This is a genomic window from Dongia rigui, from assembly GCF_034044635.1.
In the GTDB taxonomy this organism is placed as follows: domain Bacteria; phylum Pseudomonadota; class Alphaproteobacteria; order Dongiales; family Dongiaceae; genus Dongia; species Dongia rigui.
In genome coordinates, this window is record NZ_JAXCLX010000004.1 from 25,250 (window position 1) to 40,749 (window position 15,500).

General features: G+C 63.9%; 15 protein-coding genes. 7 read left to right on the plus strand and 8 right to left on the minus strand.

The genetic code is table 11. From position 1 onward, the window contains the following. The first annotated feature begins 100 nt into the window (after positions 1–100). Positions 101–496, plus strand: coding sequence for a lysozyme inhibitor LprI family protein (locus tag SMD31_RS18970; RefSeq protein ID WP_320502507.1), 396 nt, complete (start codon positions 101–103; stop codon positions 494–496). 12 nt (positions 497–508) lie between these two features. Here SMD31_RS18970 and SMD31_RS18975 read toward each other — a convergent pair whose 3' ends face one another. The 5 genes from SMD31_RS18975 to SMD31_RS18995 are packed head-to-tail and all read right to left on the minus strand — an operon-like array spanning position 509 to position 4,675. Next, positions 509–1,726, minus strand: a complete 1,218-nt coding sequence (locus tag SMD31_RS18975; protein WP_320502508.1) for a molybdopterin molybdotransferase MoeA — start codon at positions 1,724–1,726, stop codon at positions 509–511. Beyond that, positions 1,726–2,202 (minus strand): cyclic pyranopterin monophosphate synthase MoaC, encoded by a 477-nt coding sequence (gene moaC, locus SMD31_RS18980; protein WP_320502509.1) that lies wholly within the window; start codon positions 2,200–2,202, stop codon positions 1,726–1,728. Before moaC ends, SMD31_RS18975 begins: the two co-directional genes overlap by 1 nt. Continuing rightward, entirely contained in the window at positions 2,203–3,027 is an 825-nt protein-coding gene (gene trpC, locus SMD31_RS18985) for an indole-3-glycerol phosphate synthase TrpC (protein WP_320502510.1), read from the minus strand. Continuing rightward, on the minus strand, positions 3,024–4,067 hold the full coding sequence (gene trpD / locus SMD31_RS18990) for an anthranilate phosphoribosyltransferase (RefSeq protein ID WP_320502511.1): 1,044 nt from the start codon (positions 4,065–4,067) through the stop codon (positions 3,024–3,026). Before trpD ends, trpC begins: the two co-directional genes overlap by 4 nt. Next, a complete protein-coding gene (locus SMD31_RS18995; RefSeq protein WP_320502512.1) occupies positions 4,064–4,675 on the minus strand; it encodes an anthranilate synthase component II in 612 nt (203 codons plus the stop codon). Before SMD31_RS18995 ends, trpD begins: the two co-directional genes overlap by 4 nt. A gap of 82 nt (positions 4,676–4,757) precedes the next feature. Here SMD31_RS18995 and SMD31_RS19000 point away from each other — a divergent pair, with 82 nt between their 5' ends. Genes SMD31_RS19000 through SMD31_RS19010 form a run of 3 tightly spaced genes read left to right on the plus strand, consistent with a single transcriptional unit; the run spans position 4,758 to position 8,374 of the window. Continuing rightward, positions 4,758–6,644 carry a hypothetical protein gene (locus SMD31_RS19000; protein WP_320502513.1) on the plus strand — a complete coding sequence of 629 codons (1,887 nt, stop codon included), beginning with the start codon at positions 4,758–4,760 and terminating at the stop codon, positions 6,642–6,644. A 1-nt stretch (position 6,645) separates the two neighbouring features. Continuing rightward, a complete protein-coding gene (locus SMD31_RS19005; protein ID WP_320502514.1) occupies positions 6,646–7,857 on the plus strand; it encodes a divergent polysaccharide deacetylase family protein in 1,212 nt (403 codons plus the stop codon). A gap of 16 nt (positions 7,858–7,873) precedes the next feature. Then, entirely contained in the window at positions 7,874–8,374 is a 501-nt protein-coding gene (locus SMD31_RS19010; protein WP_320502515.1) for a GNAT family N-acetyltransferase, read from the plus strand. Between the two features lie 13 nt (positions 8,375–8,387). On the opposite strand, the gene SMD31_RS19015 is transcribed toward SMD31_RS19010, so the two are convergent. Genes SMD31_RS19015 through SMD31_RS19025 form a run of 3 tightly spaced genes read right to left on the minus strand, consistent with a single transcriptional unit; the run spans position 8,388 to position 12,344 of the window. Further along, entirely contained in the window at positions 8,388–8,909 is a 522-nt protein-coding gene (locus tag SMD31_RS19015; protein ID WP_320502516.1) for a PAS domain-containing protein, read from the minus strand. 7 nt (positions 8,910–8,916) lie between these two features. Then, positions 8,917–10,431 (minus strand): anthranilate synthase component I, encoded by a 1,515-nt coding sequence (gene trpE, locus SMD31_RS19020; protein ID WP_320502517.1) that lies wholly within the window; start codon positions 10,429–10,431, stop codon positions 8,917–8,919. A 26-nt stretch (positions 10,432–10,457) separates the two neighbouring features. Beyond that, complete coding sequence (locus tag SMD31_RS19025; RefSeq protein ID WP_320502518.1) at positions 10,458–12,344, minus strand: peptidylprolyl isomerase; 1,887 nt, start codon at positions 12,342–12,344, stop codon at positions 10,458–10,460. A 211-nt stretch (positions 12,345–12,555) separates the two neighbouring features. Here SMD31_RS19025 and tpiA point away from each other — a divergent pair, with 211 nt between their 5' ends. The 3 genes from tpiA (at position 12,556) to SMD31_RS19040 (ending at position 15,499) form a co-directional block, all read left to right on the plus strand. Continuing rightward, positions 12,556–13,314: a triose-phosphate isomerase gene (gene tpiA, locus SMD31_RS19030; RefSeq protein ID WP_320502519.1), complete on the plus strand. Its 759-nt coding sequence runs from the start codon at positions 12,556–12,558 to the stop codon at positions 13,312–13,314. A gap of 88 nt (positions 13,315–13,402) precedes the next feature. Then, complete coding sequence (gene secG / locus SMD31_RS19035) at positions 13,403–13,789, plus strand: preprotein translocase subunit SecG (protein ID WP_320502520.1); 387 nt, start codon at positions 13,403–13,405, stop codon at positions 13,787–13,789. Positions 13,790–13,870: 81 nt separating this feature from the next. Then, positions 13,871–15,499 carry a CTP synthase gene (locus tag SMD31_RS19040; RefSeq protein WP_320502521.1) on the plus strand — a complete coding sequence of 543 codons (1,629 nt, stop codon included), beginning with the start codon at positions 13,871–13,873 and terminating at the stop codon, positions 15,497–15,499. The last annotated feature ends 1 nt before the right edge of the window (position 15,500 follow it).

Genomic DNA, 15,500 nt, shown 5'->3' on the forward strand with positions numbered 1-15,500 from the left:
CGCAGCGGGCCCGGTGCAATCCCAAGTTGAGAATCGGCCGGGGTTTTGCGAGGCTCACCACCGGATCGGCCGAGCCGGCCGCGTCACGAAATGGGGAGCAATGATGAGTCTTTTCAAAGGTCTGGGTGCCGCCGCGATTGTGTTGGCAGCGATAACATGGGGCGGCCAGGCGAAAGCGGATTGCGAAGACCCGAAGAACGCCTTTGACGACGTCTATTGCTACTCCAAGCTCTATATCGAAGCAGATGGCGATCTCAACAAGGCCTATGGCGAACTTACGAAGCTGCTCTCCAAAGACGAAAAGGCGACGCTGAAGAAGGGCGAGCTGGCCTGGATGCGGGCGCGCAATGGCAAATGCAGCAAGCAGGAAGGCGACGACAACTTCGTCGACCTCGATTGCGCCGTCGAAGAAACGCGGCATCGCATCGCCTTCCTCGAAGAACGTACCCAGGAATGCAAGGCGAGCAAGTGCCAGTCAAGCAAGCTCGGGGATTAAGGCCCTAACGCTTCAGATTCCCAAGCATCCACCGCTGAGCGGAAGAATCTCGGTAACATCGCCTTCCTTGGCCGCCGGTGCATGTGGCGGGCGGATGATGAGGGCGTCGGCTTTGGCGATGAGGGACAGCATCGCGCTGTCCTGCTTCGGGAAGGGGCTTGCGACCACGCTGCCGTCCGCGCCGCGGGTGAGCGTCGCGCGCAGGTAGTCCTGGCGCTGGTCGTTGGCTTTGAGGGCCGTACCCAAACGGGCGAAGACGGGTTGCGTATCGATCCCTTTCTGACCCAGCAGGTGCTGGATAAGAGGGCGCAGGAACAGCGTCGCCGTGACGATGGCCGAAACCGGATTGCCGGGGAGACCCAGGACCGGCAGGGCGCCCAGTGTTCCGAACATCACGGGCTTGCCCGGGCGCATCGCGATCTTCCAGAAATCGAGCTTGGCCCCCTTGTCCTTCAATGCCTGCTGGATGAGATCGAGCTCGCCAACCGAGGCACCGCCGGTGGTGACCAGCACATCGGCGCCGCGCGCACCATCGAGGGCGCGGTGGAGATCGGCCATGTTGTCGCGGGCGATGCCGAGATTGATGGGTTCGCCGCCGCAAGCGGTCACGAAGGCGGCGAGGCCGATGCCGTTCGAGGCGATGATCTGGGCCGGTCCCAGCGGCTCGCCCGGATGCTGCAATTCATCGCCGGTTGAGAGCAATGCGACGCGCGGGCGGCGCGTGACGCTGAGGCTCGGCCAGTTCATGGCAGCTGCCAGGGCGATGTCGCGGGCGCTCAGCAGCCGGCCGGCTTCGAGCCCGACTTCACCGAGGCGAAAATCATTGCCGCCAGCGCGGACATGCTGGCCAAGCGTGGTGCTGCCTTCGCGCACAGTGACATGATCGCCGTCGCGGTCGCAGTTTTCCTGGATGACGATCGTGTCGCTGGCACCCGGCAGGATGGCACCCGTGAAGATGCGTGCCGCCTGGCCGGGCTTGAGCGTGACGGCCGGCGCGATGCCGGCAGCGATGGTGCCGATCACGCGGAGCTTCACCGGCAGGGCACCAAGGTCGGCCGCCCGCACGGCATAGCCGTCCATGGCAGAGACGGCGGCCGGCGGCTGCGACAGGCGCGCCACGACGGGTGCAGAAAGGACGCGGCCAACGGCGCGGTCAATACCGACCACTTCGCCGACGAGCGGTGCGAAGGTGCTGAGGATGCGTTGCTGCGCTTCGGCGACCGGCAGCATCAGAGCGCCTCGTAGGTCCCGGACTTGCCGCCGCTCTTGTGCACCAGGCGAATGTCGCCGATGCGCATGCTCTTATCGGCCGCCTTCACCATGTCGTAGACGGTAAGGGCGGCGACCGAGACGGCGGTCAGGGCCTCCATCTCGACACCCGTCTTGCCAACCAGCTTGCAGGTGGCGGTGATGTCGACGGCATTGCGTGCGGCATCCAACTGCAGCTCGACCTTCACCGAGGTAAGCGCCAGGGGATGGCAGAGCGGAATGAGATCGGGCGTGCGCTTGGCGCCCATGATACCGGCAAGCTGCGCCACCGTCAGCACGTCGCCTTTCTTGACCTCGCGATCGCGGATGAGCGCCAGTGTCGTAGGTGACATGTAGACCGAGCCCTTGGCTGTCGCCGATCGTTCGGTCGCATCCTTGTCGGACACATCGACCATGCGGGCATTGCCGGACTCATCGAAATGGGTGAGCGTCGACATTCAGGCGGCCGAATTGAGCGGCGTGCGGGCACCAAGCAATGCCCGGGTGGCGGCGGTGACATCGGCCTGGCGCATCAGGCTTTCGCCGACCAGGAAGATCGAGGCGCCGATGCGGTTCATGCGTTCGAGGTCGGTGGTGGTGTAGAGCCCGCTTTCGGCCACCAGCAACTTGTCCTTCGGTGCCATGGCGGCGAGCTGTTCTGTGGTCGCGAGATCGATGGCGAGCGTCTTAAGGTTGCGGTTATTGACGCCGAGCAGCCGCGATTTCAGCTGCAAGGCGCGCGTCATCTCCGCCGCATCATGCACTTCAACCAGCACATCCATGCCGAGGGAGAAGGCGAGGGCCTCCAACTCGGCAGCCTGCGCATCGTCGAGGCAGGCCATGATGAGAAGAATGCAATCGGCGCCCAGAGCGCGCGCTTCATAGATCTGGTAGGGCACCAGCATGAAATCCTTGCGCAGCGCCGGCAAATCGACTGCTGCCCGGGCCTGCTGCAGATAGGCATCGGCGCCCTGGAAATAGGGCATGTCGGTCAGCACCGAAAGACAGGTGGCACCGCCGGCCTTGTAAGCCTTGGCAAGAGTCGCGGGATCGAAATCGGCGCGGATCAGGCCCTTCGAGGGCGAGGCTTTCTTGATCTCGGCAATGAGGCCGAAATGCCCGTCCTGCACGGCCTTCTCAAGGCGCGCTGCGAAGCCACGCGGCGGGTCGCTGCGTTGGCTCTCTTCGGCACGGCGGCGGATCTCGGCCAGCGGCACCGCCTTTTCGCACGCGGTCACATGCACGCGCTTGTCATCGCAGATTTGGGCAAGTACGTCGCTCATTGCAGCACGTCTTCGGTGTTCTCGGTGGTGAAACGGACCAGCGCCTTGAGCTTCGCCTTGGCTTTGCCGGAATCGAGCGCGTCTGCCGCCAGCGCCAAACCTTGCGGGATGTCGGCGACCTTGCCGGCCACCAGCAATGCGGCAGCCGCATTGAGGCGGACGATGTCGCGATAGGGGCCGACGACGCCATCGAACAATCCGCGCAGGGCCTCGGCATTCTGACCCGGATCGCCGCCCTTCAACTCCGCCGCCGTGCTGCGCGACAGGCCGAACTGCTCTGGCGAGATTTCGAATTCGCGCAACTGACCGTCGCGCAATTCGACGACATGGGTCGGGCCGGTGGTGGTGATCTCATCGAGGCCGTCACTGCCATGCACCAGCCAGGCGTGCTCGGTGCCGAGGGCGCGCAGGGCATCGGCCATCGGCGTCAGCCATTGCCGCGAATAGACGCCGATCAATTGGCGCTTGACGCCGGCCGGGTTCGACATCGGCCCCATCAGGTTGAAGATGGTACGCGTGCCAAGCTCGACCCGGGCAGGGCCGACATGGCGCATGGCGCTGTGGTGCTTCTGCGCCCACAGGAAACTGGTGCCGACCTCGAACAGCGCCGCTTCCAGCACCTTCATGTCGGCATCGATATTGACACCGAGCGAGGTGAGGATATCGGCGGCGCCGCTTTTCGAGGAGGCTGCTTTGTTGCCGTGCTTGGCGACAGTGACGCCGCTGGCGGCACAGACGAAGGCGACCGCGGTCGAGATGTTGAGCGTGCCGGCACCATCGCCGCCGGTACCGCAGACATCAATGGCACCCTGCGGCGCCTGGATGCGGGTCATCTTTTCGCGCATCACGCTGACGGCGCCGGTGATCTCGTCGACGGTTTCGCCGCGCACGCGCAGCGCCATCAGGAAGGCGCCGATCTGGGCCGGCGTCGCTTCGCCGGTCATGATGATGTTGAAGGCCGTCTCGGCTTGTGCGCGCGACAGGGCCTTTCCTTGTGCCACTACGCCGATGAGGGCCTTGAGGTCGGTTGCGGCGCTCACTGCACGGCCTTCGCACTTGCCGGGGCCTTGAGCTTGTTGAGGCCGGCGGAGGTCAGGAAATTGCCGAGCAGCTTGTGGCCATGCTCCGAGGCGATGCTTTCGGGATGAAACTGGACGCCGGCAATGGGCAGGGTCTTGTGGGCGAGGCCCATGATGGTGCCGTCTTCGGTCTCTGCCGTGATCTCGAGATCGGCTGGCAGTGTTTCCCTGTCGACAACCAGCGAGTGGTAGCGGGTCGCCGCGAAATCGTTGGGCAGGTCCTGGAACACGCTCTTGTTGCCATGATGCACATGGGACATCTTGCCATGCATCGGCTTGCCGGCGCGAACCACTTTGCCGCCAAAGGCTTGGCCGATCGCCTGGTGGCCCAGGCATACCCCCAGCACCGGAATCTTGCCAGCCGCCGTCTTGATGAGGTCGAGGCAGATGCCGGCGCGGTCGGGGTCGCAGGGGCCGGGCGACAGGATGATGCCCTGGGGCGCCTTTGCCATCACCGCGTCCACCGTGATCTGATCGTTGCGGTAGACTTCGATCTCGGCGCCGAGCTCGCCCAGGTAATGATACAGGTTGTAGGTGAAGCTGTCGTAATTATCGATTAGTATGAACATCTTAGTAATCCCCGGGCACGGCGTTCGCCGGAGTTTAGCAGGGGTGTTGCTGGAACGGAAGATTCGGAGGCTGAAGGATCCCATGCGTTGGCAGGGCGTACGTGCGAACATGACGCTGGTTGATGTCCTGCGCCTGCCATGGCTGCTGGCGCCGCTGCTGGTGCTGGGGCTGACCGGGACCTGGTGGGGCTTGTCGCCACTGAAGCCGGTGCTGGATTACACGGGGCTGGTGCTGGCCGCTGCCGGCGCGATCCAGTTCGGCATCGGTCTGCCGGTCTATCAACGTGCGCTTGGCAAGCTTATGCGCCTGCGCATCGATAGCGACACGCTGCTCGTCACCGGGGCGAGTGCGGCCTTCGCGCTCAGCCTGTGGCGCTTCCATCACCTGCCGATGGAAGTCCAAATCGACCAACAATTGGTCATCTGGCGGGATGCGGCGTTCGGCGCCAGCCTCGTCGCGGTCGCCATGCTGGGCGGCATGATCCTGCGTCAGGCGCGGCGGTCTTCGCTGGTCCCGCTGCCCCGTCCGCCTGCCGGCCGCATCGTGGTGGCGCCAGGCAATCTCATTCCCGCCGATGGCGTGGTGGTCGACGGCATCAGCGAGATCCAGGATCCGGTCGGAGCGGACGATGTTTTCCCCATCGTCGTGTCAGCCGGGGCGCGGGTGCATCTGGGTGCCCGCAATGGCGATGGCACGCTGACGATCGAGGTGCAGCGGCCGGCAGAGGCTGCCGCCGCGCGCCGGGTTGTGACGGCTGACGGATTGCAACGCATCCTGGACTGGATCGCGCGCGGGACCCTGGGGCTGGTGCTGATCGTCATCGGTGTCCGGCTTTGGCAATGGCAGGAGGCGGGCGATCCCATCGCCGCGTCCTTGCGCATGCTGTCCCTGGCAGCGCCGCTGGGCCTGGGCTTTGTCATGACAGCGCCGTCCTCGGAAGTGCTTGCGGCGGCACGCCGGCTGGGGCTCGAGATCCGGGATATCGCCGTGGTTGACCGCTTGCGGCGCATTGGCGGTGTCGTCATCGGGCATCGCGGCGTGCTGGTGCCGGACCGCCTGCGCTTCATCACCGCGACGCCGGTCGAGGGCATGGCCGCCACCGACCTGATCCGGCGTGCGGCAGCCGTGGCCGAGCTGGGCTACGATCCCTGGGGCAAGGCGATCCTCGATTTTGCTGTCGGCTATCGCATGCGGCTCAAGCCGGCCAGGGATTATCACAGCAAGATCGGCGCCGGCATGATGGCCATGACCGAGGGCCAGCAGATCCTGATCGGCACGCGCGAATTCCTTGAGGAGCACGGCATCGATTGCACCGCACTGGCGCCGGCGGCGGACAAGGCGCGTGAGCAGGGGCGCCGGCTACGCTGGGTGGGCACCGCTCTCCCAGCACGCCAGGTGCTCGGCCTGCTGGTGTTCGGCGCGCCGTCGGTGACGGGGGCTGTCGAGGCTGTGCGCAACCTGGATCGGCTGGGGCTGGCGACCGCCTGGCTTGCCAATCAAAATGACGCCGGCCATGTGGCCCTGGGCAAGCATCTGAAGATCGGCCGCCTGCTGTCGGATCAGCCCGAAACCGTCGCCGAGGAACTGCATCGGATGCGGGACGAGAGCGGTGCGCTGCTGGTCGTCGCGGCCGACGCGCCGCCGGCGGGCCTGGCGGCGGAAGATGTCGTACTGCCGTTCGGCCGGCGCCTGATGGAGCAGACTCCGGACGCCCGCGTGGCGACGACGCGGAATGACCCGCGCGTCATCGTCGACCTGCTGCGGCTGGCCGCGCGTCACCGGCAATTGGTCCTGGCGAATGCAGCGATCGCCTACATCTCGGCGCTGCTGTTCGCCTTTGCGCCATTCTGGCTGGGGCGACGCACCGATCTTGGCAGCTATGAGGTCGGCGTCGTCCTTTTCCTGGCGCTGTCCTCGCTCGGCTTGCGTGCCATGCCCACGACCGCTAATGAGGTCGATGAGGAATAGCATGGCAAAGCGCAAGCAAAAGTCCCGCAAGCGGACACCGGCCGGACGATCGCGACGCAAGGGCGCCGGCGCGGCATGGCGGGGGCTGATCGGATCGCTGGCGGGGGCTGGCGGCGCACTGCGCAAGGGCACGCTGCTGTTTACTGCGGGCATTGTCCTTGGCCTTGCTATCGGCTTGGCGATAACGCTCCTGGCGCCGGCCTTGCTGCAGAAACCGCCATCGCCCATGACGGTCGCCGAGGCACCGGCGACGCTGCCCAAATCAACCCCGGCCGCCAGCAAAGCCAAGCCCGCGGCGCAGACCCCCGCGGTCGCCCCAGATTTTGTCGAGAAGACGCCGGCAACGCCGGTTCCGGCGCCGTCCGCGCCTGCCGACATCCCGGCCCAGGCCGAAGAAGGTGCGCATCAATCCGCCCCGGATATCGTGTTGCCGGCCGAGGACGACGCGGCGGCGCTGCCCTCGCGCAGCGACAAGGAACCGGCGGCGGCGCAATGGCTCGAGAACTCGGTCGCGGTCCGGGATCCCGGAAACCGGCCGATGATCACGATCGTGCTCGACGACGTCGGTGTAGCACCTCAGCATGCGGAAATGGCGGTGGCGTTGCCGGCACCCATCGTCCTCTCCATCATGACTTACGCCAAGAATTCGGCGGCACTGGCGCGCGAGGCGCGGGCAAAGGGGCATGAGATCATGGTCCATATGCCGATGCAGCCGGTGAACCCGGCGGTCAATCCCGGACCCAACGCGCTCGATGTCGGCATGGACGGCGACGAATTGCTGCGTCGGATCGTTTGGGGGCTGGGGCGTTTCAAGGGCTATGTCGGGTTCAACAACCACATGGGCAGCCGTTTCACCCAGGACGCCGCCGGCATGCGCATCGTGCTGCAGGAGGCAAAGCGCCGGGGCCTGCTGTTCCTCGATTCAAAGACCATCGCCGGCAGCGTGGGTGACAAGCTGGCGGCTGAGATGGGGGTCACCCATATCGCCCGCGACATTTTCCTCGACGACGATATGAGCGAGGCGGCGGTGGCGCGGCAGTTGGCGGCGGCAGAGGCGGTGGCCATTCGGCAAGGTTATGCCGTGGCGATCGGGCATCCGCATCCAGGTACGATTGCCGTCCTGAAGCGCTGGCTGCCTGAGGCCAAGGCGAGAGGCTTTGCTATCGTGCCCTTGACCACCATCATCAAGAAGCGCGAGGGTGTTGCCGGCTGAAGAAGGAACAGTGCGAATGCAGTTCGACCATGAATATTATCCGGGTGTCGTCGCGGATATCGTTGGTGCCCATGCGCGCTATTATGCCCAGGCATGGTCCTTCGGCATGAAATTCGAGGTCAAGGTATCGGCCGATCTCGCCGGATTCGTGCTCAATATGAACCGTGACCGTGACCTGCTGCTGGTCGCCAGACGGCCGGACGAACGCTTTCTGGGATCGATCGCCATCGACGGCATCGACCATGCAGGGCGGGGCGCACACCTGCGCTGGTTCATCGTGGCACCGGAAGCGCAGCGCACGGGGCTTGGCAGGCAATTGCTCGACCGGGCGATCGGCTTTTGCCGCGAGCGCGACTATCGCCACGTCTATCTCTACACCTTTGCCGGGCTGGACTCGGCGCGGCGCCTTTATGAGCAGACGGGCTTCACGCTGGGTGAAGAGCAGGACGCCAATACCTGGGGTCGCCCCATGCGCGAGCAGCGCTTTGACCTCACGCTTGAACCGGCAGCCGGCTGAACTTGCGGCCTCCTCACTCCGCTTTCTTGCCGTATCCCTTGCCGGTATCGGCCTCGGCGATGTCGTCCGGCCGGGTGCCGTCGTAATCCTCGATGGCGATACAGCGGTCGACCGTGGTGCCGTCGCTCGACAAGGGAAAAATCGAACCGGAAAAGGTGATCGCATGGCCGAACGTGGTGGTCAGGATATCCCGTGAGAAAGTTGGTCGCCGCTGGTGGCAGGCGAGCCGGTACTCGGCCGCCAATTCCGCGCGCACGTCGTCGGGGAATTCGGTGATCTGATCCAGATAGCGGCCGGTCAATTCGTGGCGGAAGCTGGCGGCCTTCGTGCCGATCAGGCGGTAAAAAACGCGGAATGGGTCATGCTCGATCGAGACGACGATCATGTTGGGCAACAGGCCGCGCATTTGGGCCGGGTCGAAGTCAGCCCAAGCCGGCATTGGCCGATCACCACGTTTCTGGTCCCAGATCTGATAGAAGGCGCGCACCAGCGGGGAAGTCACTTTGTCGAACGGGATGTCGAGTTCGACAATCATCGCCCGGCTACCGATTTCGACTGCCGCTTTGGGCGAAGAGCACCGCTTCCTGCGCGGCGCGTATCAATGCGCGCGCCTTGTGATGGGTTTCCTGAAATTCGCTCTCCGGCACGGAATCGTGCACGATGCCTGCACCGGCCTGAACGTACATGGTGCCGTCCTTGATGACCGTGGTGCGCAACGCGATGCAGGTGTCCATCGACCCGTCAGCGGCAAAGTAACCGACAGCGCCGCCATAGACGCCGCGCCGCTCCGGCTCCAGTTCCTCGATGATCTCCATGGCGCGCACCTTGGGCGCGCCGGACACCGTGCCGGCCGGGAAACCTGCCATCAGCGCATCCATCGCATCGTGCTTGCCGTCGATCTTGCCTTCGACGTTGGAGACGATGTGCATGACGTGGCTGTAATTCTCGATCGTGAACTTCTCCGTCACCTTGACCGAGCCAATCGCAGCAACGCGGCCGACATCGTTGCGCCCCAGATCGAGCAGCATCAGATGCTCGGCCAGTTCCTTTTCATCGCCGAGCAGGCTGGCGGCATTGGCCTTGTCTTCTTCCGGCGTCTTGCCGCGTGGACGGGTGCCGGCGATGGGGCGGATCGTCACCTTCTCGTCGCGCAGGCGCACCAGAATCTCCGGGCTGGAACCGATGATGGTAAAGCCGCCGAGATCGAGGAAGAACAGGAAAGGCGAGGGGTTGAGGCGCCGTAGCGAGCGATAGAGTGCAAAGGGCGGCAGCTTGAACGGCAAGGAGAAGCGCTGCGACAGCACGACCTGGAAGATATCACCGGCCAGGATGTAGTCCTTGGCCTTGGCGACCATCTCGCCGAAATAGTCCCGCGTCATGTTGGATTGCGGTTCCGGCAGGCTGGCCATGTCGACGGCCCCACCTTGCTGCGGCAGGCCGCGATCAAGATCCGCGACGATATCGTTGATGCGCTCCAAGGCCTGATTATAGGCCGCGCGCGCGTTGAGCCCGTCCGTATTCCAGACCGGCGTCACGATGGTCAGCGAATCCTCGACATTGTCGAAGATGACGATGAGGGTTGGACGCAGGAAAATGCTGTCATGAAGGCCGAGCTTGTCGGGCTTGAGCTCCGGCAGCTTTTCGACCTGCCGCACCATGTCATAGCCGAGATAGCCGAACAGGCCCGAGGCCATGGGCGGCAGGCCGGCCGGCACGTCGATCCTGCTTTCCTTGATGAGGGCGCGCAAGGAATCAAGCGCCGGCAGCTTTTCGGCCGAGAACTTCTCCGGCTCGAATCGGGCATTGCGGTTGATCTCAGCCGCATTGCCCCGGCAGCGCCAGATCACGTCGGGCTTCAAGCCGATGATGGAATAGCGGCCCCGGACGGCGCCACCTTCGACCGATTCCAAAAGGATGGAATTGGTGCGGCCGTCGGCCAGCTTCAGCATCACCGAAATGGTGGTTTCCAGATCGGCGATCAGCCGGGTCCAGACCAGCTGCGGTTTTCCCGCTTCGTGGCCACTGGCAAATCGCTCGAAATCCGGTTCCACTTTCATGATCGATATCCCCGCAGTTTTGGCATTTATTGATCGGCTTGCTCGATCAGCTTTTGCCACTGCGTGTCATCGCGCTCGACGGGGATCTCAGCTTTCAACGCCTCATAGAATTGCTGCTGCACATCGCTGGCGAGCGACTGCGCTACCCGCTCGGAGAGCTGCTTCAAATCGTCGGCATGGGTTTCCGGCGAGGCGGGTGTAATGCCTGTGAGGCGTGCCACGACCGGTCCCTCGGCGCTTTCACCCTGGGTCATCTCGCCCACCTTCAACTTGAAGAGGGCCTGGGCGATGACGGGGTTCACGCCGTTGTCCGGATCGCCTTCGCCGCGATAGAACGGCTTGCTGATCTTGAGCGTCAGGCCCATGGCGGTCGCCTCGGCATTGAGGTCACCGCCGCCTTTCAGCTTCTCCATCAAAGCCTTGGCCTTGGCAGTCGCAAGTTCCAATTGCTTGGCCGCGATCCAATCCTGCGTCACCTGGTCCTTGACCTGGTCGAGCGGCTTGACGACCGGCGCGGTGACGTCAGTCACCTGGGCCACGGCATAGGAACCGTCATTGAGGGCGGAGATGTCGCTGGGGTCGCCCGGCTCGGTGCTGAAGATCAGGTTCACGGCATCCGGTGACAGGGCCAGATCGGTACCGGCAGCATCCTTGCCCGTTGCGTCGATGGCGTCGATCTTCTGGGTGTGAAGCTGCAGCTTCTTGGCGGCATCTTCCAGCGTGGCGCCGCCGGCCAGTTCGTCCTGCAGCTGTTCGCGCACGCTTTCCATGGCATCGGCGGCACGGCCAAGGGCGAGGCTGTTGCGGATCTCGCCTTTCACATCCTCAAGCGTCTTTGTGGAGCCGGGGATGATCGATTGCACATGCGCGACGTGAATGCCGAAAGGGCTCTTCAGCGGCTCCGACACACCATCGGCTGGCAGGGCGAAGACGGCGTCAGCGATATCCGTCGGCAACTTGTCCTTCGTGACCTGGCCCAGCGCGACCGGGTCGCCCTGCGTTTCGGCCTTCACGGCGTCGGCGAAGGTCTGGCCGCCTTTGACGTCGGCCACAATCTTGTCGGCGACAGCTTGGTCCTGCACAACCACCTGCTGCACGTCGCGCACTTCAGGTGTCGAGAACTCCGCCTTGCGCGTATCATACTCCGCCTGGATCTCGTCGTCCGTGACGGTCACGTCCTGGACGAAATCAGCCGGCGCCATCTGGATGAGGGTCGCAGCACGGTATTCCGGCGCCTTGTACTTGTCGGCATGGTCTTCATGCCACTTTTTGAGTGCGGCATCGTCCGGTGTGCCGGCATCGGTGATGCTGGCGGTTGGGATGGTGAGCAGCTCGGCGCTGCGCTGTTCCTGGGTGTAGTGGTAAACGGCCGTCACAAGGGGATCCGGCGCCTCGAGCGCCCCCATCATGGCCACCAGGACCTGATTGGCGCGGAGCTGCCCGCGAATGCTCTCGACATACTGCGCTTCGCTCTGGCCGAGCTGGCGCAGGAAGTATTCGAACCGCGCGCGGTCGAACTGGCCAGTGGCCCCGGCGAAATTGGGGTCGCCCTGGATCGTCTGGACGGCAGCCGCCTGCGGCACGTCGATGCCGAGCTTCTCGCCATAGGCTTGCAGCAGGCCCTTGTTTTCGGCCTGCTCGACCAGGCGTTGGGCGCCGCCAAAGGCCGCGAACATCTGCGGTGTCACCTGAACGCCCTGGATCTGCGAAACGCGTTGCAGGGCCAGCTTCAATTCGCGATCAAAATCGGTCTGGGTGTATTCGAAGTTCTTGCCGATTTTCAGGATCGGTTGACCAACCTGGGCCTTGTTGAAGATGTCATTGATACCCCAAAAGCCAAACGACGCGATTAGGAAGACAAAGAGCGCCTTCGCGATCCAAGACTGCGTGTGTTTGCGAATGGAGCTAAGCATGTTCCCCGATAAACCTATTTTACGCCGGTAAACCCACTGGGCTAACCCTGGCCGGCCTTGATGATGCGCCCGTTTTTTAGAGCGGCGCGCATCATAGGGAGGGGGCAGGGGGCGGGCAAGGGCTGGAATCCGCCAGATTGGCGGCCACATAGGGGGCGTGTTATAGGCCCTGCGAAGCTCAATTCGGGGCAGCAGGAAGGGAAGTCAGAATATGGCAACGCCGGGAATTCGGCCCTTGGTGGCCGGCAACTGGAAGATGAACGGCAGCCTTGCCATGGCAAGCGCCCTGGTTGGTGCCCTCAAAGGTCGCCAAGGCAATGTCGATCTGCTGGTCTGCCCGCCCTTTCCATACCTGGCCGCCGTCGGCGCCGCGCTGGCGGGATCCAAGCTGGCCCTGGGCGCCCAGGACTGCCATGCCGATGCGAGCGGCGCCCACACGGGCGATGTTGCCGCCCCGATGCTGGCCGATCTTGGCTGCAGCTACGTGATTTTGGGGCATTCCGAGCGCCGCACGGACCATGGCGAGACCTCAGGCATGGTCGCTGCCAAGGCCCAGGCGGCGCTGGCGGCCGGTTTGACCGCCATCATCTGCGTGGGCGAAACAGAAGCGCAGCGCAATGCCGGTGAAGAGCTCAAAATCGTTGAAAAACAGATCGTTGAATCCGTTCCTTCAGGGGCAAATGCCGGCAATACGGTGATCGCCTACGAGCCGGTCTGGGCGATCGGGACCGGCAAGACGCCAACGGCGGCCGATGTCGAGGCCATGCACCGCCATATCCGGGCGTTGCTCAAAAGCCGGGTCACTGGCGGCGCCGGCATGCGCATCCTGTATGGTGGGTCGGTGAAGCCATCGAACGCGGCTGAACTGATGGCGGTGGCCGAGGTTAACGGCGCCCTTGTCGGTGGTGCCAGCCTAAAAGCCGAGGATTTCTGGGGCATTGCCGAAGGGGCGGCCAAATCCGCTGGCTGACACGCTTAAATTGGCGCTGGTCATTCCGGCGGAAAACCGCTAGAACCCGCGCCGAATTTCGACATTTCAAGAACTTGCGAGTACGTCCATGCTGGGAGCCCTGTTCCCGATCGTCCTGGCGATTCACGTCATCATCACGATCTTCCTTATCGGTATCATCCTGACCCAGAAGAATGAGGGTGGGATGGGTGGCCTTGGCGGCGGTGCCGCCGGCGGCATGGCCGGCTTCCTGTCGGGTCGCCAGCAGGCCAATCTGCTGACCAAAGCGACGCGCTGGCTGGCTGTCGGCTTCTTTTGCACGAGCCTGTTCCTGGCCTATTCGGACAGCCACCGGGCAGCGAAATCGACCATCGTCGGCGCGACGCCCGTGACGACCACCCCGGCGGCGCCGGCGGGTGATCTGCCCGCCGACTCGGGCGTCACGAACACGACGCCGACCGCACCGGCCCAGCCGGCGGCTCCCTCCGGCCAATAAACCGTGATCCATCAGGACCTTCCGACCGGCAAGCACACAGCGCTTGCCGGACTACCCCGACTCGTTCCATAAGGACCACCCATGACGCGATTTATTTTTATCACCGGCGGCGTGGTCTCCTCTCTCGGCAAGGGTCTTTCGTCAGCAGCGCTCGGCGCTTTGCTGCAGGCACGCGGATTCAAGGTCCGGCTGCGCAAGCTCGATCCCTACATCAACGTCGATCCGGGCACGATGAGCCCGTATCAGCACGGCGAAGTCTATGTGACCGATGACGGCGCCGAGACCGATCTCGATCTTGGCCATTACGAGCGCTTCACGGGCATCTCCAGTCGTCGCTCGGACAGCGTCACCACGGGCCGCATCTATTCAGAAGTGATCGCCAAGGAGCGCCGCGGCGATTATCTCGGTGCCACCATCCAGGTCATTCCGCACATCACCGACGCGATCAAGGAATGGATCAAGGCCGACGTCCAAGACGAAGACTTCGTTCTTTGTGAAATCGGCGGCACGGTCGGCGATATCGAAAGCCTGCCGTTCCTCGAAGCCATCCGTCAGTTCGCCAACGAGGTAGGTCCCGAACGCTCGATGTTCGTGCACCTGACCCTGGTGCCGTGGATTCCCGCAGCCGGCGAATTGAAGACCAAGCCGACGCAGCATTCGGTGAAGGAACTGCAATCGGTTGGCATACAGCCGGACATCCTGCTGTGCCGTTGCGACCGCGAAGTGCCGGCGGATTCCCGCCGCAAGATCGCGCAGTTCTGCAATGTGCGCCCCTCGGCCGTGATCCAGGCGCTCGATGTCGACACGATCTATGCCGTGCCGCAGGCCTATCATGCCGAAGGCTATGACGACGAAGTGCTGCGCCATTTTGGCCTGACGGCACCGGCACCCGACCTCAAGAAATGGGAAGCAGTCGTCAACCGCATCCGCCAGCCGGAGGGCGAGGTCACCATCGCCATTGTCGGCAAGTACACCTCGCTGCTCGATGCCTATAAGTCGCTGGCGGAAGCCCTGCGCCATGGCGGCATCAGCAACCATGCCAAGGTCAACCTCAACTGGATCGACAGCGAAGTCTTCGAGCGCGAAGACGCGGTGCAGCACCTCGAAGGCGTGCACGGCATTCTGGTGCCGGGCGGCTTCGGCGAGCGCGGTTCGGAAGGCAAGATCCAGGCCGTCAAATTCGCCCGCGAACGCAAGATTCCCTATTTCGGTATCTGCTTCGGCATGCAGATGGCGGTCATCGAGGCAGCGCGGCACTTGGCCGGTGTCACCAAGGCCGGCTCGACCGAATTTGGCCCCTGCGAGGACGCGGTGGTCGGCCTGATGACCGAATGGGTCCGCGGCAATGAACTGGAAAAACGCGCCAAGGACGGTGACCTCGGCGGTACGATGCGTCTCGGCGCCTATGAGTGCAATCTCAGCGCTGGCTCGCTGGTGTCGCAGATCTACGGCAACAAGCTCACCATCAGCGAGCGGCACCGCCATCGCTATGAAGTGAACTACCATTACCAGGAGCGGCTGGAGAAGGTCGGTCTCCGGTTCTCCGGCATGTCGCCGGACGGCGTGTTGCCGGAGATCGTCGAGATTCCCGGCCACCCCTGGTTCGTCGGCGTGCAGTATCACCCGGAACTGAAATCGCGCCTCTTCGAACCGCATCCGCTCTTCGTGTCGTTCATCGAGGCAGCGGTCCACCAATCGCGTCTGGTTTAAG